This window comes from Burkholderia catarinensis (assembly GCF_001883705.2).
GTDB lineage: Bacteria > Pseudomonadota > Gammaproteobacteria > Burkholderiales > Burkholderiaceae > Burkholderia > Burkholderia catarinensis.
On record NZ_MDEQ02000001.1, the window covers coordinates 209,872 to 232,636 of the forward strand.

At 66.9% G+C, this 22,765-nt stretch carries 24 protein-coding genes; 17 read left to right on the plus strand and 7 right to left on the minus strand.

Annotation, left to right across the window (positions count from 1 at the left end; translation table 11 throughout):
* The first annotated feature begins 222 nt into the window (after positions 1–222).
* The 3 genes from BFF94_RS00895 to BFF94_RS00905 all read left to right on the plus strand — a co-directional run bounded on the left by BFF94_RS00895 (position 223) and on the right by BFF94_RS00905 (position 2,500).
* Positions 223–468: a DUF3717 domain-containing protein gene (locus BFF94_RS00895; protein WP_128842355.1), complete on the plus strand. Its 246-nt coding sequence runs from the start codon at positions 223–225 to the stop codon at positions 466–468.
* A 180-nt stretch (positions 469–648) separates the two neighbouring features.
* A complete protein-coding gene (locus tag BFF94_RS00900; RefSeq protein ID WP_128842356.1) occupies positions 649–1,566 on the plus strand; it encodes a LysR family transcriptional regulator in 918 nt (305 codons plus the stop codon).
* Positions 1,567–1,690: 124 nt separating this feature from the next.
* Positions 1,691–2,500 (plus strand): alpha/beta fold hydrolase, encoded by an 810-nt coding sequence (locus tag BFF94_RS00905; RefSeq protein ID WP_128842357.1) that lies wholly within the window; start codon positions 1,691–1,693, stop codon positions 2,498–2,500.
* 37 nt (positions 2,501–2,537) lie between these two features.
* Here the strand turns inward: BFF94_RS00905 and BFF94_RS00910 are convergent, their stop codons facing one another.
* Together BFF94_RS00910 and BFF94_RS00915 are read right to left on the minus strand one after the other, a co-directional pair.
* Positions 2,538–2,891 (minus strand): hypothetical protein, encoded by a 354-nt coding sequence (locus BFF94_RS00910; protein WP_128842358.1) that lies wholly within the window; start codon positions 2,889–2,891, stop codon positions 2,538–2,540.
* A 226-nt stretch (positions 2,892–3,117) separates the two neighbouring features.
* Positions 3,118–3,738: a TetR/AcrR family transcriptional regulator gene (locus BFF94_RS00915; RefSeq protein WP_128842359.1), complete on the minus strand. Its 621-nt coding sequence runs from the start codon at positions 3,736–3,738 to the stop codon at positions 3,118–3,120.
* Positions 3,739–3,831: 93 nt separating this feature from the next.
* On the opposite strand from BFF94_RS00915, the gene BFF94_RS00920 reads away from it, so the two are divergent.
* On the plus strand, positions 3,832–5,076 hold the full coding sequence (locus tag BFF94_RS00920) for a glycosyltransferase (RefSeq protein WP_219138852.1): 1,245 nt from the start codon (positions 3,832–3,834) through the stop codon (positions 5,074–5,076).
* Positions 5,077–5,091: 15 nt separating this feature from the next.
* Here BFF94_RS00920 and hutC read toward each other — a convergent pair whose 3' ends face one another.
* The 4 genes from hutC to BFF94_RS38540 form a co-directional block, all read right to left on the minus strand.
* On the minus strand, positions 5,092–5,787 hold the full coding sequence (hutC, locus tag BFF94_RS00925) for a histidine utilization transcriptional repressor HutC (protein ID WP_128842360.1): 696 nt from the start codon (positions 5,785–5,787) through the stop codon (positions 5,092–5,094).
* Between the two features lie 182 nt (positions 5,788–5,969).
* Positions 5,970–7,097 (minus strand): porin, encoded by a 1,128-nt coding sequence (locus BFF94_RS00930; protein WP_219138853.1) that lies wholly within the window; start codon positions 7,095–7,097, stop codon positions 5,970–5,972.
* A 177-nt stretch (positions 7,098–7,274) separates the two neighbouring features.
* Positions 7,275–7,589 carry a hypothetical protein gene (locus BFF94_RS00935; protein WP_128842361.1) on the minus strand — a complete coding sequence of 105 codons (315 nt, stop codon included), beginning with the start codon at positions 7,587–7,589 and terminating at the stop codon, positions 7,275–7,277.
* A 209-nt stretch (positions 7,590–7,798) separates the two neighbouring features.
* A complete protein-coding gene (locus tag BFF94_RS38540; protein WP_246637199.1) occupies positions 7,799–8,164 on the minus strand; it encodes a hypothetical protein in 366 nt (121 codons plus the stop codon).
* Here BFF94_RS38540 and kdpA point away from each other — a divergent pair.
* From kdpA to BFF94_RS00995, 12 genes are all read left to right on the plus strand, one after another.
* The gene (gene kdpA / locus BFF94_RS00945) at positions 8,144–9,847 is read left to right on the plus strand and encodes a potassium-transporting ATPase subunit KdpA (RefSeq protein ID WP_128842362.1); all 1,704 of its coding nucleotides are present in this window, start codon (positions 8,144–8,146) and stop codon (positions 9,845–9,847) included. The genes BFF94_RS38540 and kdpA overlap by 21 nt on opposite strands.
* A 10-nt stretch (positions 9,848–9,857) precedes the next feature.
* On the plus strand, positions 9,858–10,559 hold the full coding sequence (kdpC, locus tag BFF94_RS00950; protein WP_219138854.1) for a potassium-transporting ATPase subunit KdpC: 702 nt from the start codon (positions 9,858–9,860) through the stop codon (positions 10,557–10,559).
* 56 nt (positions 10,560–10,615) lie between these two features.
* A complete protein-coding gene (gene kdpB / locus BFF94_RS00955; protein WP_164497722.1) occupies positions 10,616–12,664 on the plus strand; it encodes a potassium-transporting ATPase subunit KdpB in 2,049 nt (682 codons plus the stop codon).
* Between the two features lie 80 nt (positions 12,665–12,744).
* Positions 12,745–14,430: a DUF4118 domain-containing protein gene (locus BFF94_RS00960; RefSeq protein WP_219138855.1), complete on the plus strand. Its 1,686-nt coding sequence runs from the start codon at positions 12,745–12,747 to the stop codon at positions 14,428–14,430.
* Positions 14,427–15,179, plus strand: coding sequence for a response regulator (locus BFF94_RS00965; protein ID WP_128842364.1), 753 nt, complete (start codon positions 14,427–14,429; stop codon positions 15,177–15,179). Before BFF94_RS00960 ends, BFF94_RS00965 begins: the two co-directional genes overlap by 4 nt.
* Positions 15,180–15,482: 303 nt before the next feature.
* On the plus strand, positions 15,483–16,256 hold the full coding sequence (locus BFF94_RS00970; protein WP_128842365.1) for an ABC transporter substrate-binding protein: 774 nt from the start codon (positions 15,483–15,485) through the stop codon (positions 16,254–16,256).
* Between the two features lie 175 nt (positions 16,257–16,431).
* Positions 16,432–17,121 carry an ABC transporter permease gene (locus tag BFF94_RS00975; RefSeq protein ID WP_128842366.1) on the plus strand — a complete coding sequence of 230 codons (690 nt, stop codon included), beginning with the start codon at positions 16,432–16,434 and terminating at the stop codon, positions 17,119–17,121.
* Entirely contained in the window at positions 17,118–17,831 is a 714-nt protein-coding gene (locus tag BFF94_RS00980; RefSeq protein WP_128842367.1) for an ABC transporter permease, read from the plus strand. The genes BFF94_RS00975 and BFF94_RS00980 overlap by 4 nt, the downstream gene beginning before the upstream one ends.
* Positions 17,832–17,855: 24 nt before the next feature.
* On the plus strand, positions 17,856–18,623 hold the full coding sequence (locus BFF94_RS00985) for an ABC transporter ATP-binding protein (protein ID WP_128842368.1): 768 nt from the start codon (positions 17,856–17,858) through the stop codon (positions 18,621–18,623).
* Positions 18,624–18,832: 209 nt separating this feature from the next.
* Positions 18,833–19,267 (plus strand): cupin domain-containing protein, encoded by a 435-nt coding sequence (locus BFF94_RS00990; protein WP_128842369.1) that lies wholly within the window; start codon positions 18,833–18,835, stop codon positions 19,265–19,267.
* Positions 19,268–19,600: 333 nt separating this feature from the next.
* Entirely contained in the window at positions 19,601–19,738 is a 138-nt protein-coding gene (locus tag BFF94_RS37720) for an HHHH-motif protein (protein WP_012365487.1), read from the plus strand.
* A 62-nt stretch (positions 19,739–19,800) separates the two neighbouring features.
* Positions 19,801–20,268, plus strand: a complete 468-nt coding sequence (locus BFF94_RS00995; RefSeq protein WP_219138856.1) for a DUF3761 domain-containing protein — start codon at positions 19,801–19,803, stop codon at positions 20,266–20,268.
* Positions 20,269–20,407: 139 nt separating this feature from the next.
* Here BFF94_RS00995 and BFF94_RS01000 read toward each other — a convergent pair whose 3' ends face one another.
* The gene (locus tag BFF94_RS01000; protein WP_128842371.1) at positions 20,408–21,745 is read right to left on the minus strand and encodes a polyhydroxyalkanoate depolymerase; all 1,338 of its coding nucleotides are present in this window, start codon (positions 21,743–21,745) and stop codon (positions 20,408–20,410) included.
* 289 nt (positions 21,746–22,034) lie between these two features.
* On the opposite strand from BFF94_RS01000, the gene BFF94_RS01005 reads away from it, so the two are divergent.
* A complete protein-coding gene (locus BFF94_RS01005; RefSeq protein WP_128842372.1) occupies positions 22,035–22,697 on the plus strand; it encodes a glutathione S-transferase family protein in 663 nt (220 codons plus the stop codon).
* Positions 22,698–22,765 lie beyond the last annotated feature (68 nt).

The following is a 22,765-nucleotide window of genomic DNA, read 5'->3' on the forward strand; positions in this document are numbered from 1 at the left end:
GGAGGCCTCGCGCTTCCCGTTTTTTTTGCCCGGCTTTCGCCTGCACGGGGTCAAAGCCGGTTATATTGCCCGACCCTACCGGGCCACGGCCCGGCCGGCGCGACAGGCGCGGCGCGGATCGGCATCCGGCGCGCGCGGCGCGCGGCGGCCGGCGGCACCCGGCGTTTTCATCGCTCCATCCGGGCCGGTACGGCCCGCGGAGCGCGCAATCCAGAGGAATCCATGAGCGCATCACCCGCCGAGCGGAAGGCCGAACCCGTTTCCATCGTGCGAATCGAAGCCGCGATCAACGCGTGGCGCACCGTGTACCCGCCGGCTCCGGACGGCGAGGACGGCTACGCGCTCGACGCCGGCAGCAATTGCCTCGCCGAGCTGTACGGCGCGATGATCTGCTATCGGCTGCCGGACGTGCCGCTCGACTCGCTGAGCAACGCGCAGCGCGACGCGCTCTACGCGACCGAGGTGTGACGGGCGGTCGTGACGCCGCCGCGATGCGGCGTCGATGAAGCAACGGGAAGCTCGCGGGCTTCCCGTTTTGCTTTGGGCGGCGCGGGGCCGCTCATGTGGCGGTTCGCGCCGCCTGCGGTATCGTGACGACATCATCCGGCCGGGGTTTGACGTCGGAGCGCTGTCAGGGAGGCATCGAACATGGAGTTGAGACACCTCCGCTACTTCGTCGCGGTTGCCGAGGAGCGGAATTTCACGCGGGCGGCGGAACGGCTGCATATCGCGCAGCCGCCGCTGAGCCGGCAGATCCAGCAGCTCGAGGAGGCGCTCGGCGTGCCGCTGTTCGAGCGCAACGCGCGGCCGCTGAAGCTGACCGACGCGGGGCGCTTCTTCTATTCGCACGCGGTGCAGTTGCTCGCGCAGACGACCGAACTCGAATCGATGACGAAGCGGGTCGGCAAGATCGAGCGCAGCATGTCGGTCGGCTTCGTCGGCTCGACGCTGTACGGGATGCTGCCGAAGATCATCCGGCGCTTTCGCAGCGAGTATCCGGCCGTCGAGCTGAGCCTGCACGAGATGTCGACGATGGACCAGATCAAGGCGCTGAAGGAAGGGCGCATCGACGTCGGGTTCGGGCGCATCCGCCACGAGGATCCGAGCGTGCGGCGCGTCGTGCTGCGCGAGGAGCGGATGATCGTCGCGCTGCCGGTCGGCCACGTGCTCGACAGCGCGAAGTCCGTGCTGTCGCTGCACGATCTCGTGAACGACACGCTGATCATCTTTCCGAAGGCGCCGCGCCCGAGCTATGCGGACCAGGTGCTCGCGGCCTTTCACGATCGCGCGCTGCAACCGCGCAAGATCTACGAGACGCGCGAACTGCAGATCGCGCTCGGCCTCGTCGCGATGGGCGAGGGCGTGTCGGTCGTGCCGCACAGCGTGTACGGGCTGAAGCGCGACGACATCAGCTACAAGCCGCTCGACGATCCGAACCTCGTGTCGCCGATCATCATGAGCATGCGGATGCTCGACGAATCGGAGGACATCCGCGCGATGCAGGCGCTGATCTACCGGCTGTACGACGAAGCGCAGATGGAGTATCTGCCGCCGCAGCCCGAATGAGCGCGCGGGCGGCAGGGGCTTGCTTGACGCTGCGCGCGGGCGCGGGCCAACATGGCGGGATTCCGTGCGGCCGCCGAGGTGCGGTTTTCCGAGGCGCGGCCGCTCTCACGCAGACGACAGACACATGACCGATATCGTGACCGAGGAGACAACCGTCGAGACGCCGCAAGGGCGCCTCTTTGCGAAGCGCTGGCGCGGTCGTCCGGCCCAGGAGGCGGCGGCCACGCCGCCCGCACCGATCGTGCTGCTGCACGATTCGCTCGGCTGCGTCGACCTGTGGCGCGACTTTCCCGCGCAACTCGCACGCGCCACGCAACGCGACGTGATCGCATACGATCGCCTCGGCTTCGGCCGTTCGGATCGGCATCCGGGAAAGCTCGGCACGACGTTCGTGCGCGACGAGGCCGACCACGCGTTCGCTGCACTGCTCGAACAGCTCGGCGTCGATGGGTTCGTCGCGTTCGGGCACAGCGTCGGCGGCGGGATGGCGATCGGCTGTGCTGCCGCGCATCCGGCGCGTTGCCGTGCGCTCGTGACGATCGCCGCACAGGCGTTCGTCGAGGATCGCACGCTGGCCGGCATTCGCGACGCGGGGCTGCAGTTCGACGAGCCGGGCCAGCTCGACCGGCTCGCGCGCTATCACGGCGACAAGGCCGAATGGGTGCTGCGCGCGTGGGTCGATACGTGGCTGTCGCCGGCATTTCGCGACTGGAATCTCGACGACGACTTGCCGCGCGTGCAATGCGCAACGCTCGCGATTCACGGCGAAGACGACGAATACGGATCCGACGTGCATCCGAAGCGGATCGCCGCGCGCGTCGCGGGGCCGTCGTCGTTCCTGCTGCTCGGCCAATGCGGACACATGCCGCACCGCGAGCGAGCGGACGACGTACTGGCCGCCGTGGCGACGTTCCTGCGCGACGCGCTCGCTTGAGTGCCCATGCAACCGGCGGGCGGGCGCCCGCCGGCCGTCAGAACGCGAGCTGAATCGCGAGATCGATCGCGAGCAGCGCGATCGAGCAGCCGATACCGAGAATCACGTTCGGCAGCCGGTGCTCGAAATCGCGATTATCCTTGCGCATCGCGGCGCCGAGCAGGAAGATCGCCTCGACGACGATCTGCAGCCCGACGAACAGCAGCATCAGCAGATACTCGTAACCCATCTGCTTGAACGCGGCGAATTGCATCCCGTGATCGTGGATCCACTGGCCGACGCGCAATAGTTCGTATACGAGCAGCAAGGCGGGAAACAGGTAGCTGATGAAATAGGTCGGCGCGGTGGCGTGCCGTAGTTCGAGGTGGAAGTGCTGATGCGTGCTGGCCATCACGAATCCCTCCATGCAATGCAGGATTGCGGTCGCGACGGCGGCGCGACGACGGGCGAATAAGGGATTGCCCGATGCACAGTGCGCAGCCGTACGACATCAGCATACTGCTGCGCGGGGAATTTGGCTTGCGGCGCGTGCGTTTGTCGTAAAAATGTGTGTGTGGCGCGCGACGCGCTCAATGTGCCGCACTCGCCGGAAGCGGCGCGGCGACCACCAGCGTCGCTCAGCCTTTCGCTTCCGCGCCTTCGACAAACAGTTTCGCGATCGCCTGAAACTCCCGTTTCAGCGACAGCCCCGGCACGGTCAGCCAGCGCAGCATCGCTGCGAGATACAGGTGATGGAACCACGTCGCGAGCTGGTCGGCCCGCAGCGTTCCGTTCAGTTCGCCGGATTGCTGCCCCGCGGCGATCAGTTGTTGCCACACTAGCGCGATATCGCTGCCGTCCTCCCCGCCGCTTTCCGGTTCGACCGCGCCGATGCTCAGGAAGCGGTGCCGCAAATACGCGAGCAGATACACCGGATGCTGTTCACACCACGCGGCCGACGCATCGAGCACGCAGCCGACGCGCGACGCGAAGGTCTTGCGCCGTGCGACGTCGCGCTGCAGATGCGCGAGATCGCGCGCGAGTTCCCCTTCGAGCCAGTGCGCGAGCACGGCTTCCTTCGTCGGAAAGTGGTTGTACAGCGTGCGCTTCGCGACATCGGCCTGCGCGGCGATCTGCTCCATCGTGACGGCTTCGTAGCCGTGCGTGTCGAACAGGCGCGCGCCGGTGGCGGCGAGATGCGCGAGCATCTGGATGCGCTTGCGCGCGCGGCGGCCCGGATCGTCGGTCGGAATCGGCATGGCGGGGATTGACTGAAAGTGCACGAGTTGCATTAGTATACGACGTGCATTTTTATGAATCCACCCGTTTCCGTCGTGCACGAGGAGTCACGCATGAAGCTCGTCATCGCCACCTACGGCACCGAAGGCGACACGCGCCCGCTCGCGGCGCTCGGCCGCGCGCTGATGGATGCCGGCCACGAGGTCCGGTTGCTGGCCGACGCGGCGACGCTCGGTTCGGCCGGTGCGCTCGGCGTGCCGTCGGCGCCGTTGTCCGGCGATATCCGCCGTGCGATTGCGCCGGACGGCGCATTGGCCGATGCGGTGCGCGGGCGCGGCGGTTTCAACGACACGTCGAAGGCGCTCGCGGCGATCGCGAATGCGAACACGGCCGCGTGGATGCGCGAAATCGCGGCCGCGTCGGCCGGTTGCGACGCGATCCTCGTGTCGGGGCTTGCGTCGTTCGTCGGCTTGTCGGTTGCCGAGTATCGCCGCGTGCCGGCGATCGGCACAGGCATGATCCCGATCACGCCCACCGCCGAATTCGCGTCGCCGTTCCTGCCGCCGGGGAAGTTGCCGCGCTGGCTGAATCGCGCGAGCCACCGGTTCGTGAATGCGCTGCTGTGGCAGGCGTTCAGGACGGCGACGAACGCGGCGCGCGCAAGCGTGTGCTGCGGGTTGCCGCCGCGCAAGCGGGTGTGGACCGATCATCCGATGCTGTACGGCGTGTCGCCGGCGCTGCTGTCCGGCCCGGCCGACTGGCCGTCGCAGGTGCTTGCCTGCGGCCAGTGGCGGATCGATGCGCGTGCATGGGCGCCGCCGCGTGAACTCTCGGCCTTCCTCGAAGCGGGCGATCCGCCCGTGTACATCGGTTTCGGCAGCATGGCCGGCTTCGACCGCGCCGCGATGGCCGACGCGCTGGCGCATGCGCTGGCCGGACGGCGCGCGTTGTTCTATCCGGGCTGGAGCGGCATCGACGCGTCGATGCTGCCGGCGCACGTGTGCGTGATCGGCGATACGCCGCACGACTGGCTGTTCCCGCGCGTGTCGATGGCGGTCCATCACGGCGGCTCGGGCACTACCCATTCGGCCGCACGGGCCGGCATTGCGTCGGTCGCCGTGCCGTTCGCGGGCGATCAGTTCTTCTGGGCGAACCGGTTGCGGCGGCTCGGCGTGGCGGATGCGCCGGTCGCGGGGCGGCGCGTGGACGCTGCCGCGCTTGCGCGCGCGATCGCGTTCGCCGAGCGCGGCGACACGAAGGCGCGTGCGGCGGAACTCGGCGCGCGCATCGCGCAGGAGGATGGTTTGAGGCTGGCGGTCAGTGCGATCGAGCGATGGGGGCGAACCGCCGCGCGGTGAGCCCGCACATCGGCATCAGAAATGCCCGGTGAACCGGTAACGGCTGCCCGGGTGCCACAGGTTGGCCACCGACGCGACGATCCCCTGCGACCACGTGCGCCGATGCAGCAGCAGGCACGGCTCGCGGTCGTCCATCGTCAGGTGGCGGCGCGTTTCGGCGTCGGGCATCGCGGCCTCGATCCGGTATTCGACGCGCTGCAGCGGCGCGACGCGCGTCAGGTACTGGTTCGGCGTCGTCGTCGTGAAGTCCTGCAACGCATATTCGGGCGCGCAGGCCGGATTGACCCAGCGTTCCTCGAGCTGCACGGGCGTGTCGTTCTCGAAGTGCAGCACGCGCGAATGGAAGATCGGGCTGCCCGTGTCGAGCCGCAGCTCGTCGGCGAGCTTCGCATCGGCGACGGCCGCGCCGACTTGCAGCACCTGCGCGCGATAGCCGTGGCCGCGCGCGGCGACTTCGTCCGAGATGCTGCGGATCGCGACGAGCGTCGATTCGTATTTCGGCGATGCGACATACGTGCCCGAGCCGCGCGTGCGCGTGAGCACCTGCTCGGCCGTCAGCTCGCGCAGCGCGCGGTTGACGGTCATTCGCGCGACGTTGAATTCGCGCGCGAGCTCGTTCTCCGATGGCACCTGGTCGCCTTCCGCCCATTCGCCGGCATGAATGCGCGCGAGGATGAAGTCCTTGATTTCCTGATAGATCGGTGTGGTCATGGGATCACGATTCGAGAGTCGGCAGCGGCCCGCCGCCGAATGCCGATCCGGCGCGCGCCCGGCGCCGAGTGTACCGGTTTCGCGGGCGCGCGGGCCCGGATTCCCCGAATGATCCCTTTTCGGCCGACGCGCGTCCATGCGGGATTGCACAGGGCGGCCGGCCTTCGACGGCCGGCGCGCGGTCAGAACCGATGCCGGATGCCGACCGTCGCGACCACCTGCGTGTTGCTCGACGAAGCCGCGAGCCCCGTGACGTTCGCGAACCCGAGCGTCGCGCCCGACGGCACGCCGAACTGGTGCTGGTAGACGGTTTCCGCATACACGTCGGTGCGCTTGCTCAGCGCGTAGTCGGCCATCAGCGTCACCTGATGCCATTTCGGCCGGTGGCTGCCGGTTGCGTCGTCGTAGCGGCCGTCGGTGAACGTATAGGCGCCCGCGAACGAGACCGCCGGCGTCAGCGCATAGCGCGCGTTGACCTCGTAGTTGTCGAAGCGCAGCGCATGCAGCGCGCCGGGCAGCGACGATGCGGCCGTGTCGTCGAACATCGAATGTGTCCACAACGCGCCGACCGTCAGCCGTTCGAACGCATAGCTGCCGCCGACGCCCATCACGCGCTGGCGCACGGCCGGGAAGTTCGCGCCGTCGTTCGTCGACAGCGCGCCGCCGGCCGTCAGCCCGCCGCGATCGAGCTGCAGGTACGCGGCGCCGAGGCTGACCGGCCCGTTCGCATACGACACGCCCGCGCTGTACGCGCGGTTGTTCGCGAAGCCGCCAGCCGCGTTGCTGAACCCGTACAGGCCGCCAAACTGCCAGCCGGCGAGCGTCGGGCTCGTGTATTTCACCGCGTTGTCGATGTAGAACGAATCGTCGATGTTGTCGTTGTCGAACGGATGCGATGCGAGGTTGTTGCCGTCGCCGTTGTTCGCCATCGCGAGCGGGCCGAGGTAGTCGACCACGGCGTCGTACTGGCGGCCGAGCGTCAGTGCGCCGTACCGGTCGCTCTGCAGGCCGACGTACGCACGGCGGCCGAACATCGTGTTTTTGTAGGACTGCGTGCCGTTGTTCAGGTTGAAGCCGTTTTCGAGGCGGAACAGCGCATGCAGGCCGCCGCCGAGATCCTCGTTGCCGCTCAGGCCGAAGACCGTATTCGACAGCAGGCCGCTGCCTTGCTGCCACGCGCTTTTACCCGACTGGTTGTTGGTATAGGCGATACCCGCATCGAGCATCCCGTAGAGCGTGACGCTGCTTTGCGCATGCGCGGCGGCGCTGAGGAACGCGAGGGAGAGGGTACCGGCGACTGCTTTTTTCATTGTGTGCTTCCTGGAAAGGCCCGTAGCGACGGGAACGACGATCCGTTGCGTGTGCTGGCGGCGAACCGGCGCGGCTCGTGACGAACCGCGCGCGTTCGCACCGGAGACGCGCGTTCGAATCGATGAAAGGGGAGCAGGCGCGTGACACGAGTCACGCGCGGCCGCAATGGAGGCCGGCTAGTGCTGCAGCAGGCGGATCGTGCCGAATTCGGCGGCCGGGAACAGGCGGAGAATCGACAGGATCGCCGGCGACGCCTGCGACCGTGCAACTTCGAGCTCGATGCACGCGCGCCCGGTGCGGTTGTCGATCGCGGCCGTGTAGAAATTGAGCGCGGCGCCGACCGCCTGGTGCAGCAGGCGCCGCACGACGGCGAGGTTGTCCGATTCGACGCGGATCGACAGCAGCACGAGTTCGTCGGCGGGGTACCGGCGCCGCGCACGAACGGGCGGCAGATCGCGTGAAGCGGCGGTTTCGGTTCTGGTCGGTTTCATGCTGGCACCCCGGGTCGCATCGTGCTCCGCACCGCGGAGATCTCGTCTTGGACATGTCGCCCATTCTAGAAATCGCGGTGACGATATGGTGTATAGACTCGTATTGGCCCTGAAAAGAACGTATAAAAACCCCATCGCCACCGGCTTTCGTCTTTACAGCTTTTTTATTCCGCGTAAAGAAATTGAACACCGCTTTGATACGCGGATTTCTACACTGTCGCATCCCATTCGACAGATGAGCATGGGGGCGTCACATGGGCCTGCGCCGGCACGGCAGGGCCCGATACGCCGACGATCGCGCGGCGTTGCCGCGCATACGAAAAAAGGGGAAAGCCATGTTGTGGATCACCGGCGCGTTGTCGCTCGCGCTCTTTATCTATCTCTTTCATGCATTGATCAAGCCCGAGCGGTATTGATCGGCGCGATTCAACAGGAATTCGAAAATATCGGTGAATGTCATGAGCGATCTGATTTTTATTTTGTTCACGCTCGCGTTCTTTGCATTGACGGCCGGTTTCATCACCGGCCTCGACCGGATCTGAGCGAGCGTCGACATGTTCAATAATCTCATTCAATTCGCGATCGTTCTCGCGATCATGCTGGCGCTGGTGCCCGTCGTCGGGACATGGCTCGCGCATGCGTTCACGAGCCCGCGCCACGCGTGGGTTGAACGCCGCACCTATGCGCTGCTCGGCGTGAATCCCGACGAAGCGATGTCGTGGCAGCGCTACGGAATGGTGCTGCTGCTCAGCAATGCCGGGATGATGCTGCTCGGCTACCTGCTGCTGCGCATCCAGGACACGCTGCCGTTCGATGCGCTGCAGCGCGCCGCGCAAAGCCCCGACCTCGCGTTCAATACGGCCGCATCGTTCATCACGAACACGAACTGGCAGGCGTATGCGGGCGAGAGCAGCCTGTCGAACTTCTCGCAGATGGCCGTCATCACGTTCCTGATGGTGGTCAGCGCGGCCACCGGCGTCGCGGCCGCGGGCGGCTTCATCCGCGGGCTGAGCCGCAAGAGCGCGGCCGACATCGGCAATTACTGGGTCGACTTCACGCGCGTCACCTATCGCGTGCTGCTGCCGCTCAGCTTCGCGATGGCGCTCGTGTACGTGTGGCAGGGCATGCCGCAGACGCTCGCATCCGACGCGTGGGCGACCACGCTCGAAGGCGCGCGTCAGCAGATCGTGATGGGGCCCGTCGCGAGCCTCGAATCGATCAAGCATATCGGCACGAACGGAGGCGGCTTTTTCAGCATGAACGCCGCGCATCCGTTCGAAAACCCGACGCCGCTCACCAACACGCTGCACATGCTGTCGATGCTGCTGATCCCGTCCGCGCTGACCTATACGCTCGGCACGATGATCGGCCGGCGCCGCCAGGGCTGGGTGATTCTCGGCGCGTTCGTGGTGATGTTCGTCGGCTTCCTCGCAGTGATTTACTCGGTCGAGCAGCACGGCAATCCGCTGCTGACCGCGCTCGGCGTCGACCAGCAGATGAGCGCCGCGCAGCCGGGCGGCAACATGGAAGGCAAGGAGATGCGCTTCGGCATCGCGCAGACGAGCCTGTTCGCGACCGTCACGACGGCCGCGACGACCGGGTCGGTCGATGCGATGCACGACTCGCTGACGCCGCTCGGCGGGCTCGTGCCGATCGCGCAGATGATGCTGAACAACGTGTTCGGCGGCGACGGCGTCGGGCTGATCAACCTGTTCACGTTCGCGATCCTCACGGTGTTCCTCGTCGGGATGATGATCGGGCGCACGCCGGAGTTCCTCGGCAAGAAGATCGAGGCGCGCGAGATGAAGCTCGTGATGCTCGCGGTGCTCGCACATCCGTTCAGCATCCTCGGCTTCACCGCACTGGCCGCGACGCTGCATTCGACGCTGGACAGCCTCGCGAACCTCGGTCCGCACGGCTTCAGCGAAGTGCTGTACGCGTACACGTCGGGCACGGCGAACAACGGGTCCGCGTTCGCGGGCCTGAACGCGAACACGCCGTTCTTCAACACGACGATCGGCTTCGCGATGCTGATCGGCCGCTACCTGACGCTGCTGCCGATGCTCGCGGTCGCGGGCAGCCTCGCCGCGAAGCAGCGCGTGCCGGAAAGCGCCGGCACGCTGTCGACGTCGACGGGCCTGTTCGCCGGCCTGCTGGTCTTCGTGATCCTGGTGGTCGGCGGTCTTACGTTCCTGCCCGCGCTTGCGCTCGGCCCGGTCGTCGAGCACCTGCTGATGTCCGGCGGCCAACTGTTCTGAGGAAAACATCATGATTCAACCCAATCGACCGGCAGCGGCCGCCGCTGCGCCGGCCCCCGGTTCTTCGTTCGGCGCCGCGACGCGCGGCCTCGTGCGGCCGGTGATCGCGTCGTCGGTGCTGTTCATGCTCGTCACGGGCCTCGTGTATCCGCTGCTCACCACGGGCGTCGCGAACGTGCTGTTCCCGTCGCAGGCGCGCGGCAGCCTCGTACAGCGCAACGACACGACGATCGGCTCGGCGGTGATCGGGCAGCACTTCACGCGCGCCGGCTACTTTCATTCGCGGCCGAGCGCGACGGTCGGTACCGATCCGGCCGATCCGTCGAAGACGGTCGACCAGCCGTACAACGCGGCCGGCAGCGGCGCCAGCAACCAGGGCGCGACCAGCAGGAAGCTGCTCGCGGATATCGGGCAGCGCGTACGGGCGTACCGGCAGGAGAACGCGCTCGCCGACGGCACGCCGGTGCCGGCCGATGCCGTCACCGCGTCGGCGTCGGGGCTCGATCCCGAGATCTCGGTCGCGAACGCGCGGCTGCAGGCGGCGCGCGTCGCGCAAGCGCGCGGCGTCGATGCCGCGCAGGTCGCGGCGCTGGTCGACCGTATCGCCGCGCCGCGCCAGCTCGGCGTGCTAGGCGAACCGCGCGTGCGCGTGCTGGCACTGAATCTCGCGCTCGACCGCGCGTTCGGCCACGCGGCCGGCGCGAAGCAATAGCAGCAACCACGGAGTCACTCATGTCCCATATTGAAACCCCGATCAACCCGGCGGCGATGCCGGTCGGCGGCTTGCCGCCGATGCGCTGGACGGCCGTGCTGCGCGACGCGTTCCGCAAGCTCGCACCGCGCGTGCAGTTGAAAAACCCGGTGATGTTCGTCGTCTATCTCGGCAGCATCGTCACGACCGTGCTGTGGCTGCAGGCGCTGACCGGCACCGCCGACGCGCCGGCCGGCTTCATCTTCGCGGTCGCGTGCTGGCTGTGGTTCACCGTGCTGTTCGCGAACGCGGCCGAGGCGCTGGCCGAAGGTCGCGGCAAGGCGCAGGCCGACGCGCTGCGCGCGGCGCGCAAGCGCGTGTATGCGAAGGTGCTCGACGAGCCGAAGCGGTACGGCAGCACGAGCCATCGCGTGCCGAGCGACGAGCTCGCCGCCGGCAGCGTCGTGCTGGTCGAGGCCGGCGACACGATTCCCGCCGACGGCGAAGTGATCGACGGCGTCGCATCGGTCGACGAATCGGCGATCACCGGTGAATCCGCGCCGGTGATCCGCGAATCGGGCGGCGATTTTTCGTCGGTGACGGGCGGCACGCGCGTGCTGTCCGACTGGATCGTCGTGAGGATCACCGCGCAACCGGGCGAAGCGTTCCTCGACCGCATGATCGCGATGGTCGAAGGTGCGAAGCGCGGCAAGACGCCGAACGAGGTCGCGCTGACGATCCTGCTCGTCGCACTGACGATCATCTTCCTGCTCGTGTGCGTGACGCTGCTGCCGTTCTCGCAATTCAGCGTGCTGCTGAACGCGTCGGGCTCGGCCGTGAGCCTGACCGTGCTGATCGCGTTGCTCGTGTGCCTGATCCCGACGACGATCGGCGCGCTGCTGTCGGCGATCGGCATCGCGGGGATGAGCCGCATGATGCGCGCGAACGTGCTCGCGACGTCGGGCCGCGCGATCGAGGCGGCCGGCGACGTCGACGTGCTGCTGCTCGACAAGACCGGCACGATCACGCTCGGCAACCGCGAGGCCGTGCAGTTCCGGCCGGCGCCCGGCGTGGACGAGCGCGCGCTGGCCGAGGCCGCACAACTGTCGTCGCTGGCCGACGAAACGCCCGAGGGGCGCTCGATCGTCGCGCTCGCGAAGCAGCGCTTCTCGCTGGACGTGGCCGCGATCGACGGCAGCATCACGGTGCCGTTCAGCGCGCGCACGCGGATGAGCGGCCTCGATATCGGCGAACGTCAGGTGCGCAAGGGCGCGGCGTCCGCGATCCGCGCGCACGTCGATGCGCTCGGCGGCGCGTTTCCGCGCGCGGTCGAGACGGCCGTCGACGACATCGCGCGGCGCGGCGGCACGCCGCTCGTCGTCGCCGACGGCGCCCGCGTGCTCGGCACGATCGAGCTGAAGGACATCGTCAAGCACGGGATCGGCGCGCGCTTCGCCGAGCTGCGCAAGGTCGGCGTGAAGACGGTGATGATCACCGGCGACAACCGGCTCACCGCGGCCGCGATCGCGGCGGAAGCCGGCGTCGACGACTACCTTGCCGAAGCGACGCCCGAAGACAAGCTGCGGCTGATTCGCGAGCACCAGGCGAATGGCCATCTCGTTGCGATGACGGGCGACGGCACCAACGACGCGCCGGCGCTCGCGCAGGCCGACGTGGCGGTCGCGATGCACAGCGGCACGCAGGCGGCGAAAGAGGCGGCCAACATGGTCGATCTCGACAGCAACCCGACGAAGCTGATGCAGGTGGTCGAGGTCGGCAAGCAGATGATCATGACGCGCGGTGCGCTGACCACCTTCAGCGTCGCCAACGATCTCGCGAAGTATTTCGCGATCATCCCGGCCGCGTTCGTCGCGACCTATCCGGCGCTCGGCGCGCTGAACGTGATGGGGCTGCACAGCCCGACGTCGGCGATCCTGTCGGCGGTGATCTTCAATGCACTGATCATCGTCGCGCTGATTCCGCTCGCGCTGAAGGGCGTGAAGTATCGCGCGGAGCCGGCCGGGAAATTGCTGGGGCGCAACCTGCTGATCTACGGGGTGGGCGGGATCGTCGCACCGTTCATCGGCATCAAGCTGATCGACATGCTGTTGACGCCGTTTATCTGACCGAACGCGCCGTCGCGGCCCCGCTCACGCCTTCGCGGTGTGCGCGGGGCCGTTCGGCGTTTCAATTATCGGAAGCGATCATGGATGTGAAAGTGAACGTGAACGAAGCGCTTCGACGGACGAGGGTGCCGCCGGGAACCGGTGCGCGCCGCGACCGCTGGCGCCGCGTGCTGCGCGCGTGCGCGGCGGTGGCCGACCGCATCGCGGGCGCCGGGCCGGACAGGCGGCCCGCACTGGCTGTGCGCGAAGCGCATCCGCGCACGCACGTGTGGGTGTCGCAATATGCGGTGCCGCTGCTGCTGGCCACGCTCGTCTGCGCGCTGGCGACGCTCGCGGCGAGCGCGCTGCTGCGCGTGTTCGACCTGTCGAACGTCGTGATGCTGTTCCTGATGACCGTTGTGCTGATTGCGCTGCGGCTCGGCCGGCTGGCCGGCGCGTGGGCCGCGTTCGTCTGCGTCGGCTGCTTCGACTTTTTCTTCGTCGAGCCGAGGCTGTCGTTCGCGGTGTCCGATACGCAGTACGTGTTCACGTTCGCGCTGATGCTCGCCGTTGCGCTCGCGATCGGCCAGCTCGCGGCGCGCTTGCGCGCGGAGGCCCGCGCCGCGCGTGCGAACGAGAAGCGCTCGGCGGCGCTCGCGCGCGTCGCGCACGACCTGTCGGCGGCGATCGAGACCGAGCAGATCGCATCGATCTGCACCGGCACGATCGCGCCGCTGCTCGGCGTGCGTGTCGCGCTCGTGCTGCCCGATGCGGACGACCGGTTGATGCCGGCACAACACGCGGCGTTCGTCGAAGCGCCGATCGCACGCTGGGTCTACGAGCACGCACGCGGCGCCGGATCCGGGATGCCGCCGTTCGAACGTGCGGCCGCGCAGTACTTGCCGCTGAAAGCGCCGATGCGCGTGCGCGGCGTGCTCGTGCTGTTCGGCGACGCACAGCCGGTGCCGACCGATCCCGACGATCGCCGCCTGATCGACGCGCTGTGCTCGTCGATCGCGATGGCGCTCGAGCGCGTGCACTACGTCGGCGTTGCGCAGCACACGCTGGTCCGGATCGAAGGCGAGCGGTTGCGCAACGCGCTGCTGGCCGCCGTGTCGCACGACCTGAAGACGCCGCTCACCGCGATCCGCGGGCTCGCCGAGACGCTGGAGCTGCCCGAGCGTCTCGCGCACGGGCAACCGGCCGCGCTCGCGCACGGTATCCGCAACCAGGCCGAGGCGCTGCACGGGCTCGTCGTGAACCTGCTCGACCTCGCACGCATGCAGAGCGAAGGGGTGCGGCTCAATCGCGAGTGGCACATGCTCGACGAGATCGTCGGCAGCGCGCTCGCGCATTCGGCCGGCGTGCTGGCCGGTCGCGCCGTGAGCGCCGACTTGCCGGCCGACCTGCCGCTGATCGACGTCGACGCACTGCTGATCGAGCGCGTGTTGATGAACCTGCTCGACAACGCCGCCAAATACGCGGGCGCGGATGCCGCCGTGGCGGTACGGGCACGCGTGTTCGGCGAAACGCTGTACGTGTTCGTCGAGGACGACGGCCCCGGTTTCATCGCGCGCAACACCGAGCCGCTGTTCGAGCCGTTCGAGCGCGAGCGCAAGGAATCGTCGATCAGCGGCGTGGGGCTCGGGCTCGCGCTGTGCCGCAGCATCGTCAACGCGCACGGCGGCTCGATCCGCGCGGTGCCGCTCGACCCGCACGGCGCGCGGTTCGAGATTCGCCTGCCATTGGGCGCGCCGCCCGACATCGAACACGAGAGCCGAGCATGATCAGATCGCGCGTACTCATCGTCGAGGACGAATCGGACATTCGCCGTTTCGTGCGGATGGCGCTGGAACAGGAGGGGCTCGACGTGTGCGAGGCGTCGACGGCCCGCGAGGCGCGGATGTATGCGTCGAGCAGCAAGCCCGATCTCGTGATCGTCGATCTGGGGCTGCCGGACGACGACGGCAAGGCATTCATCCGCGAGTTGCGCGGCTGGTCGACGGTGCCCGTGATCGTGCTGTCGGCGCGCCGGCAGGAGGTGGAGAAGGTCGCGGCGCTCGATGCCGGCGCGGACGACTATCTGGCCAAGCCGTTCGGCGTGCCCGAGCTGCTGGCGCGCGCACGTGCGCAGTTGCGGCGCGCGGCGTTCGTGTCGGCCGACGGGCAATCGTCGTCGATCGTGCGATTCGGCGACGTGACGGTCGATCTCGGCAGGCACGAGGTCGCGCGGGCCGGCGAACCGCTGCACCTGACGCGCCTCGAATTCCGGCTGCTCGCCGCGCTGATCCGCGCAAGCGGCGGCGTGGTCGCCGCGCGGCAACTGCTGGCCGAGGTCTGGGGCATTCACGACGCGGATCGCGCGCACTACGTGCGCGTGTACATGACGAACCTGCGCCAGAAACTCGAACCGGTGCCGGCGCGGCCGCGGCATCTGCTGACGGAGCTGCAGTTCGGCTACCGGCTGGTCGGGCTGGAAACGGTCGGCGCGGCGGACGGGCGGCCCGGCGGTGCCTCGGCAGGTATAGACAGGTGACAGCCCGCTGCCGGGCGCGCGCAGCCGTGCGAAGAAAGCCGTTGTTTAGCTTGGTGTAATGCGTAATTAATTGAAAAACAAGGAAAAATTCCATCCGTGAAACAATCTGCCGGCAACTAGAGATAAACACGGATTGCTGGCGAACCCCTGGAAAAGGCAAAGTTGTATGTACAACTTGGGGCGTCGCCGGATACGAGGGCGCCCGGGTTGGAAGGGTTCACGGCGGCGAGTCGCCGTGCCGGCAACGCCGGTACGGGCCGCCCGGCGGGAGCCCGAGCCCAGCTTGCCTCTCACAGGAACGCCATGAAGAAACTCGCGCTCAGTATTGCCCTTGCCTGCATCGCGGTCGGTGCCCATGCCAAGGATTGGTCGACGATCCGGTTCGGCGTCGACGCCAGCTATCCGCCGTTCGAATCGAAGGATGCAAGCGGAAAGGTCGTCGGCTTCGATGTCGATCTCGGCAACGAGATCTGTGCGCGCCTGAAGGCGAAGTGCGTGTGGATCGAGAACGACTTCGACGGGATGATCCCGGCCCTGAAGGCGAAGAAGTTCGACGGCGTGCTGTCGTCGATGTCGATGACGCCGCCGCGCGCCGAGCAGATCGCGTTCTCCGACAAGCTGTTCAACACGCCGACGCGCCTCGTCGCGAAGAAGGGCGCGAACCTGCAGCCGACGGCCGAATCGCTGAAGGGCAAGTCGGTCGGCGTCGAGCAGGGCACCATCCAGGAAACCTACGCGAAGGCCTACTGGGCGCCGAAGGGCGTGCGGGTCGTGCCGTACCAGAACCAGGACGGCGTGTACCAGGACCTGATGTCCGGCCGCCTCGACGCGGCGCTGCAGGACGCGGTGCAGGCCGACATCGGCTTCCTGAAGACGCCGCGCGGCGCGAACTTCGAATTCGCCGGCAAGGACATCGACGATCCGAAGACGCTCGGCAACGGCGCCGGCATCGGGCTGCGCAAGGACGACGCCGACCTGAAGGCGAAGATCGACCACGCGATCGCCGACATGATCAAGGACGGCACGTACAAGAAGCTCGAGAAGAAGTACTTCGCGTTCGACGTCTACGGCGGCTGACCGTCCATGCTGCGCGCATCGGCTGCGGTGCGCGCAGCATCGGTTCCCGGGTGCTACTTGCTTCGCATGATGCGTCTGGCTTGATGAGCGGACGGCATCAGGTAGTGCGCAGATATCGTTTGATGCGCAGTTAATGGCTATTGACAATCCAGCCACATCGTTCTGGATCCCTTACATGATCTTCCAAGGATTTGGCCCGCTGCTGTGGGCCGGCACGGTGGAAACCGTGAAGCTGGCGGTGCTGTCGCTCGCCGCGTCGCTCGTGCTGGGGCTGGTCGGTGCGAGCGCGAAACTGTCGACGAACCGCGCGCTCAAGGCGCTCGGCACCTTCTACACGACACTGATCCGCGCGGTGCCCGACCTCGTGCTGATGCTGCTGCTGTTCTACGGGATCCAGATCCTGCTGAACATGGCGACCGACGCACTCGGCTGGGACCAGATCGACATCGACCCGTTCGTGGCCGGCGTCATCACGCTCGGCTTCATCTACGGCGCGTACTTCACCGAGACGTTCCGCGGTGCGTTCCTCGCGGTGCCGCGCGGCCAGCTCGAAGCGGGCTTCGCGTACGGGATGGGCGGCTGGCGCGTGTTCCGCCGCATCCTGTTCCCGCAGATGATGCGCTTCGCGCTGCCCGGCATCGGCAACAACTGGCAGGTGCTCGTGAAAGCCACCGCGCTCGTGTCGATCATCGGCCTCGCCGACGTCGTGAAGGCGTCGCAGGACGCGGGCAAGAGCACGCTCGATTTCTTCTTCTTCACGCTGGCTGCGGGCGCGATCTACCTCGCGATCACGACGGTGTCCAACGTCGTGCTGCATCACCTCGAGAAGCGTTATTCCGTCGGCGTCCGGAGGCTCGCACTGTGATCGAACTCGTCAGCCAGTACTGGCAAAGCTATCTCTATACCGACGGCTACCGCTTCAGCGGCCTCGCGATCACGCTGTGGCTGCTGGTCGTGTCGATCGCGCTCGGTTTCGCGCTCGCGGTGCCGCTCGCGATCGCGCGCGCGTCGTCGAACCGCTGGATCTCGACCCCCGTGTGGCTCTACACGTACGTGTTCCGCGGCACGCCGCTCTACGTGCAGCTGCTGATGTGCTACACGGGCATCTATAGCCTGCAGGTCGTGCACGACCACGTGCTGCTCGACACGTTCTTCCGCAACGCGATGAACTGCACGCTGCTCGCGTTCGTGCTGAACGAATGCGCGTATGCGACCGAGATCTTCGCGGGCTCGATCAAGGCGACGTCGGCCGGCGAGATCGAGGCCGGGATGGCCTACGGGATGTCGCGCTTCAAGCTCTATACGCGGATCATCCTGCCGTCCGCGCTGCGCCGCTCGCTGCCGAGCTACAGCAACGAAGTGATCCTGATGCTGCACGCGACCACGCTCGCGTTCACCGCGACCGTGCCCGACATCCTGAAGGTCACGCGCGACGTCAATTCGGCAACCTACATGTCGTTCCAGGCGTACGGCATCGCGGCCGTGATGTATGCCGTCGTCGTGTTCGCGCTCATCTGGGCGTTCCGCAAGCTCGAGACGCGCTGGCTCGCGTACCTCTCGCCGCGCGGCCATTAATGCATTCGCAAGGAAGGACCAAGCATGTACAAGCTCACCGTTGACAACCTGCACAAGAAGTTCGGCGACAACGAGGTGTTGAAGGGCGTGTCGATGAAGGCGAAGGCCGGCGACGTGATCAGCATCATCGGCTCGAGCGGCTCCGGCAAGAGTACGTTCCTGCGCTGCATCAACTTCCTCGAGCAGCCGTGTTCGGGGCAGATCACGATCGGCAGCGAACCGATCCAGACCACGCGCGACCGCAACGGCTCGCTGCGCGTGGCCGACCAGAAGCAGCTTCAGCGGATGCGCACGAAGCTGTCGATGGTGTTCCAGCACTTCAACCTGTGGGCGCACATGACAGTGCTCGAGAACGTGATCGAGGCGCCGATGGCCGTGCTCGGGATCGGCCGTGACGAAGCGATCGCGCGGGCGCGCAAGTACCTGGAGAAGGTGGGGCTCGCGCCGCGCGTCGAGGGCATGTATCCGGCGCACCTGTCGGGCGGCCAGCAGCAGCGTGTCGCGATCGCGCGCGCGCTCGCGATGGAGCCGGAAGTGATGCTGTTCGACGAACCGACGTCGGCGCTCGATCCGGAACTGGTGGGCGAAGTGCTGAAGGTGATGCAGAAGCTCGCCGAGGAGGGCCGCACGATGGTCGTCGTCACGCACGAGATGGGCTTCGCGCGCAACGTGTCGAATCACGTGATCTTCCTGCATCAGGGGAAGATCGAGGAGGAGGGGAATCCGCAGGAGATTCTCGTGAATCCGAAGAGCGAACGGCTCGGGCAGTTCCTGTCGGGCCGGTTGAAGTAAGTCAGCAGCAGCGTTGCGCATCGCCCGTGAAGCCGCAATGGCGTCACGGGCGATGCGGAGATTGAAGTACGCTTACAGTTGCGCGAGCGCATCCGTCGAAGGCGCGCTGCGCGACACGCACGAGCGGTAACCGGCACGGCTTCGCGCCGTCGCAGACTGGAACGCTAAATGCTTGTCAGGCTTGATCCTTTCGATGAAGGAGCACCAAGATGAGCACACCGACCACCACCGCCTTTTCCCACGTGAAGCCGCAGGACACCGCGTATCGGGGCGACGGCCTGCGCGACTTCTTCCTGTATCGCGATCTCGGCATCGCGGCCGCGACGAACGGCAAGGTCGTCGCGCAACTCGTCCGCGCGAATCATGCACCGACGGCGGGCACCGGCTGGCACCGTCACGAGGCCGAGTTCCATATCGTGATCATGCTGAAGGGCTGGGCGCGCTTCATGTACGGCGAACAGGAAACGCTGGTGGCCGCCGGAGACTGCGTGCATCAGGCGCCGGGGATCGTCCACTACCTGTTCGACTACTCGCCGGACATGGAGTATCTGGAGATCGTCGGGCCCGCCGATTTCAAGTCGATCGATGTCGAAGGGCCTTGCGCCGTGCCGCCGCCGACGCCGTGGGGCGAGACGGGCGCGTAGCTGCCCGGTTTCCCGACGCGCGCATGGTGCGCACGCTTGCATCAAACCGCCTTCAGGAAGGCGGTTTTTTCGTTGCGCGTTCCACGGAAGCTTCCGTGTGCTCCGATGACACCTGCGATTCGCTTTCCCCTTCGACACATTCTTTCGAATTCCGAATGGTTGCGAAGCTGAAGATCCGGAAAGAAAAGAAAGACATTCGTCAGCTTCGATGCGGTGGCGGCGCTGCGATGTCAAAGATCGTCAATTGCACGTGGATGCGGTGCACGGCATGTCGACGGGCGGCGTTAAGGAGGTACCAGCCGAATCACCGGCTGACTTACCCGGGAGCGTTCCATGAATCGCATCGCGAAGATCCTGACGGCTAGCGCACTGGCTTGCGCCGTTTTCATTCCGGCGCTTGCCGAAGCACATTCGCACCGCGTGTGCCATTTCGATCATCACCATCATCGCGTGTGCCGCTGGGTGCGGTAACCGTGGCTTTCCCCGGTGATGCCCGGGACGCTTTCACCATTCAGGCCAATCAGGAGAGGACTATGAAAAAGACGATGTTGATCGCCGCGCTGGTCGCCGGCATGGGTGTGTCGATCGGTGCGTTCGCGCAGGTTCCGGCCAGCGCGCCGGCCGGCACGACCGGTCTGTGCAAGGACGGTTCGTTCTACTCGGGCGCGTCGAAGAAGGGCGCATGTGCGGGCCACAAGGGTGTGAAGACCTGGTACGGCGCATCGGCTGCCGCCGCGGCCAGCGCACCGGCTGCAGCGCCTGCAATGGCGGCTTCCGCTGCGGCAGCATCCGGCACCGCGCCGGCGAAGAGCACGGCGGCGACGACCGCGGCTGCGGCGCCGGGTGGCGGCGCGGGCAAGGTGTGGGCCAACGACAGCACGAAGGTCTATCACTGCTCGACCGACAAGTACTACGGCAAGACGAAGCACGGCAGCTACATGTCGGAAGCGGATGCGAAGGCGAAGGGCTTCCATGCGTCGCACGGCAAGGCCTGTTCGTAACACCGGCCGGGCGCGCGGGTTCGCTCGCTCGCGCGTCGGCTGAACGCTGCTGGAAATCGCGCCCCGCCCCTACGGCGGGGCGATTCATTTGCAACGCCGGCGAATACCGTGCCGCCCGGCTTCAGCGGGCGTGATGCGATCACGTTTCGGCCGCCGCATCGTGCCTCGTTGCGCGCGCATCGAGCAGTGCGCGCAGCGTGACGTAGTGCGTGCCGTTTGCGTTGCCTTCCGCATCCGCGGTGCGATCGTACGGCTCGTTGTCGTGGATCGTCGCGCGCACGATCGGATAGATCTGCGTTTCCCAGCGGGTGCCGTTGAACACCCCGTAGTGGCCCGCACCCGTCTGCACGTGGTGCGTCTTGAGATACGGCGGCAACCCCGAACACAGCTCCTGCGCGGCCATCGTCTGGCCGACTGCGCAGATGTCGTCCTTCTCGCCTTCGATCGTCAGCAGCGCGGTGCGATGAATCGCCGCCGGTTCGACGAGCCTGCTGCCGACCGTCAGCTCGCCGCGCGCGAGCGCGTATTGCTGGAACACCTTCTCGACCGTTTCCAGATAGAACTCCGCGGTGAGATCGGCCGTTGCGAAGTATTCGTCGTAGAAATGCCGCAGCGTGTCGGCTTTCGCGGGGTCGCCTTTCGCGCGCTCGTAATACAGATCGGCAAACGACGCCGCATGCCGGTCGGGATTCATCGACATGAAGGCGCCCACCTGCACGAAGCCCGGATACACGCACCGCTGCGCGCCGACGAAGCCGGCCGGCACGACGCTGATCAGGTTCCGCGCGAACCATTCGATCGACTGGCTCGTGGCGAGCGCGTTGACCTTCGTCGGATTCACGCGGCAGTCGATCGGGCCCGCCATCAACGTCAGGCTCGCGGGCTGCGCCGGATCGCCGCCGGCCGCCATCAGCGCGACCGCCGCGAGCGCGGCGACGGTCGGCTGGCAGATCGCGAGCACATGCGCGTCGGGGCCGATCTGGCGGATGAAGTCGATCACGTGCGCGACGTATTCATCGAAGCCGAACCGTCCGGCCGTCAGCGGGATGTCGCGCGGGTTGTGCCAGTCGGTGATGTACACGTCGTGGTCGGCCAGCATCGTGTGCACCGTGCCGCGCAATAGTGTCGCGAAATGCCCGGACATCGGCGCGACGATCAGCACGCGCGGCTGGGGCGCGACCGGCCGCGCCTTGCGGAAATGCAGCAGCGTGCCGAACGGGGTGGCCGCGGCAGCCTCCTCGACGATCGGTACCGTTTCCCCGTCGACGACGATCGACCGGATGCCGAACGGTGGACGCCGATGCGAGAACGCGCAGCATTCGAGCAGTTCGCACAGTGCGTCGAGCATGCGGCCCGTCGGCGTGGCGTTGGACGGCGGCCACAGCGCCATCGTCGCGCGTGCGGTGGCCGCCCATGCGCGCGCCGGGCGCAGGCATTCGGCAGACCATTGATAGAACGGATAGGCAAGCAGGTTCATGACGGTCGCTCGTTGCGCTGCGTTGCATCAAACGAGGCAAGCCGTGTGCCAGCGCGCGGCTGGCACGCGCGTTGCACGCAGTTCGTGAGCGCGGCGGCGCAGGTGGCACGCGATGACGGATGGCCGAGGGCGATGCGTTGCCGCGCCGGTCTGGCGCGTGGCCCGCGCCGCGACACGGTGCGGCGCTGCGCCAGTTCGGCGAATGCGCCGCACAGGCGTGGTGCGGATGACGCCGTGCGGCGTCCGTTTTCGGTGCAGGGGCACGAACAGCATTGGGCAGGGGAGCGACATGGAATCCACCGGAAAGACGACGCTGACCATCAGCAGCCGCAATTACTCGTCGTGGTCGATGCGCGGCTGGCTGCTCGCGAAGCTGAGCGGGCTCGCGTTCGACACGGTCAGCGTGCCGATCGATGCCGCGTCGCGCGCGGAGTTGCTGCTGCTGTCGCCGTCGATTCTCGTGCCGTGCCTGACGCACGACGGCAATGCGGTGTGGGATACACTCGCGATCGCCGAATACCTGAACGAAATTCGGCCGCAAGCGCGGCTGCTGCCCGAAGACCGGCATGCGCGCGCGCATTGCCGGTCGATCTGCGGCGAGATGCATTCCGGTTTCAGCGCGTTGCGATCCGCGTTGCCGATGAACCTGCGTGCGCATTTCCCCGGCTTCCGGATCTGGTCGCGCGCGCAGCACGACATCCAGCGGATCGTGACGATCTGGCGCGAGTGTCTGGCCGCGTACGGCGGCCCCTGGCTGTTCGGCGCGGAGATCGGCATCGCCGACGCGATGTATGCGCCGGTCGTCACGCGCTTCCTGACCTACGACGTGAAGCTGGAGCCGGATATCGCCGAGTACTGCATGCAGGTGCTCGCGCATCCGTTCGTGGCGGAGTGGATCGACGCGGCGAAGGCGGAGCAGGAAGACATCGACGAACTCGACATGGAATTTTGACGCGCGGGATCGCATTGCGCTTTCAATTGCACTACACACACACGCATCGAAGTGAACAATCGAAGTGA

Bases quoted from the DNA above. Each gene is read 5' to 3' on its own strand.
- BFF94_RS00915 (WP_128842359.1), bottom strand. From the start codon at position 3,738: ATGCCGATTCCGACCGACGATCCGGGCCGCCGCGCGCGCAAGCGCATC.
- BFF94_RS00910 (WP_128842358.1), bottom strand. From the start codon at position 2,891: ATGGCCAGCACGCATCAGCACTTCCACCTCGAACTACGGCACGCCACC.
- BFF94_RS01005 (WP_128842372.1), top strand. From the start codon at position 22,035: ATGGAATCCACCGGAAAGACGACGCTGACCATCAGCAGCCGCAATTAC.
- hutC (WP_128842360.1), bottom strand. From the start codon at position 5,787: ATGACCACACCGATCTATCAGGAAATCAAGGACTTCATCCTCGCGCGC.
- BFF94_RS00975 (WP_128842366.1), top strand. From the start codon at position 16,432: ATGATCTTCCAAGGATTTGGCCCGCTGCTGTGGGCCGGCACGGTGGAA.
- kdpB (WP_164497722.1), top strand. From the start codon at position 10,616: ATGCCGGTCGGCGGCTTGCCGCCGATGCGCTGGACGGCCGTGCTGCGC.
- kdpA (WP_128842362.1), top strand. From the start codon at position 8,144: ATGTTCAATAATCTCATTCAATTCGCGATCGTTCTCGCGATCATGCTG.
- BFF94_RS00985 (WP_128842368.1), top strand. From the start codon at position 17,856: ATGTACAAGCTCACCGTTGACAACCTGCACAAGAAGTTCGGCGACAAC.
- BFF94_RS00930 (WP_219138853.1), bottom strand. From the start codon at position 7,097: ATGAAAAAAGCAGTCGCCGGTACCCTCTCCCTCGCGTTCCTCAGCGCC.
- BFF94_RS00905 (WP_128842357.1), top strand. From the start codon at position 1,691: ATGACCGATATCGTGACCGAGGAGACAACCGTCGAGACGCCGCAAGGG.
- kdpC (WP_219138854.1), top strand. From the start codon at position 9,858: ATGATTCAACCCAATCGACCGGCAGCGGCCGCCGCTGCGCCGGCCCCC.
- BFF94_RS00990 (WP_128842369.1), top strand. From the start codon at position 18,833: ATGAGCACACCGACCACCACCGCCTTTTCCCACGTGAAGCCGCAGGAC.
- BFF94_RS00920 (WP_219138852.1), top strand. From the start codon at position 3,832: ATGAAGCTCGTCATCGCCACCTACGGCACCGAAGGCGACACGCGCCCG.
- BFF94_RS00970 (WP_128842365.1), top strand. From the start codon at position 15,483: ATGAAGAAACTCGCGCTCAGTATTGCCCTTGCCTGCATCGCGGTCGGT.
- BFF94_RS00900 (WP_128842356.1), top strand. From the start codon at position 649: ATGGAGTTGAGACACCTCCGCTACTTCGTCGCGGTTGCCGAGGAGCGG.
- BFF94_RS00960 (WP_219138855.1), top strand. From the start codon at position 12,745: ATGGATGTGAAAGTGAACGTGAACGAAGCGCTTCGACGGACGAGGGTG.
- BFF94_RS37720 (WP_012365487.1), top strand. From the start codon at position 19,601: ATGAATCGCATCGCGAAGATCCTGACGGCTAGCGCACTGGCTTGCGCC.
- BFF94_RS00895 (WP_128842355.1), top strand. From the start codon at position 223: ATGAGCGCATCACCCGCCGAGCGGAAGGCCGAACCCGTTTCCATCGTG.
- BFF94_RS00935 (WP_128842361.1), bottom strand. From the start codon at position 7,589: ATGAAACCGACCAGAACCGAAACCGCCGCTTCACGCGATCTGCCGCCC.
- BFF94_RS00995 (WP_219138856.1), top strand. From the start codon at position 19,801: ATGAAAAAGACGATGTTGATCGCCGCGCTGGTCGCCGGCATGGGTGTG.
- BFF94_RS00965 (WP_128842364.1), top strand. From the start codon at position 14,427: ATGATCAGATCGCGCGTACTCATCGTCGAGGACGAATCGGACATTCGC.
- BFF94_RS01000 (WP_128842371.1), bottom strand. From the start codon at position 21,745: ATGAACCTGCTTGCCTATCCGTTCTATCAATGGTCTGCCGAATGCCTG.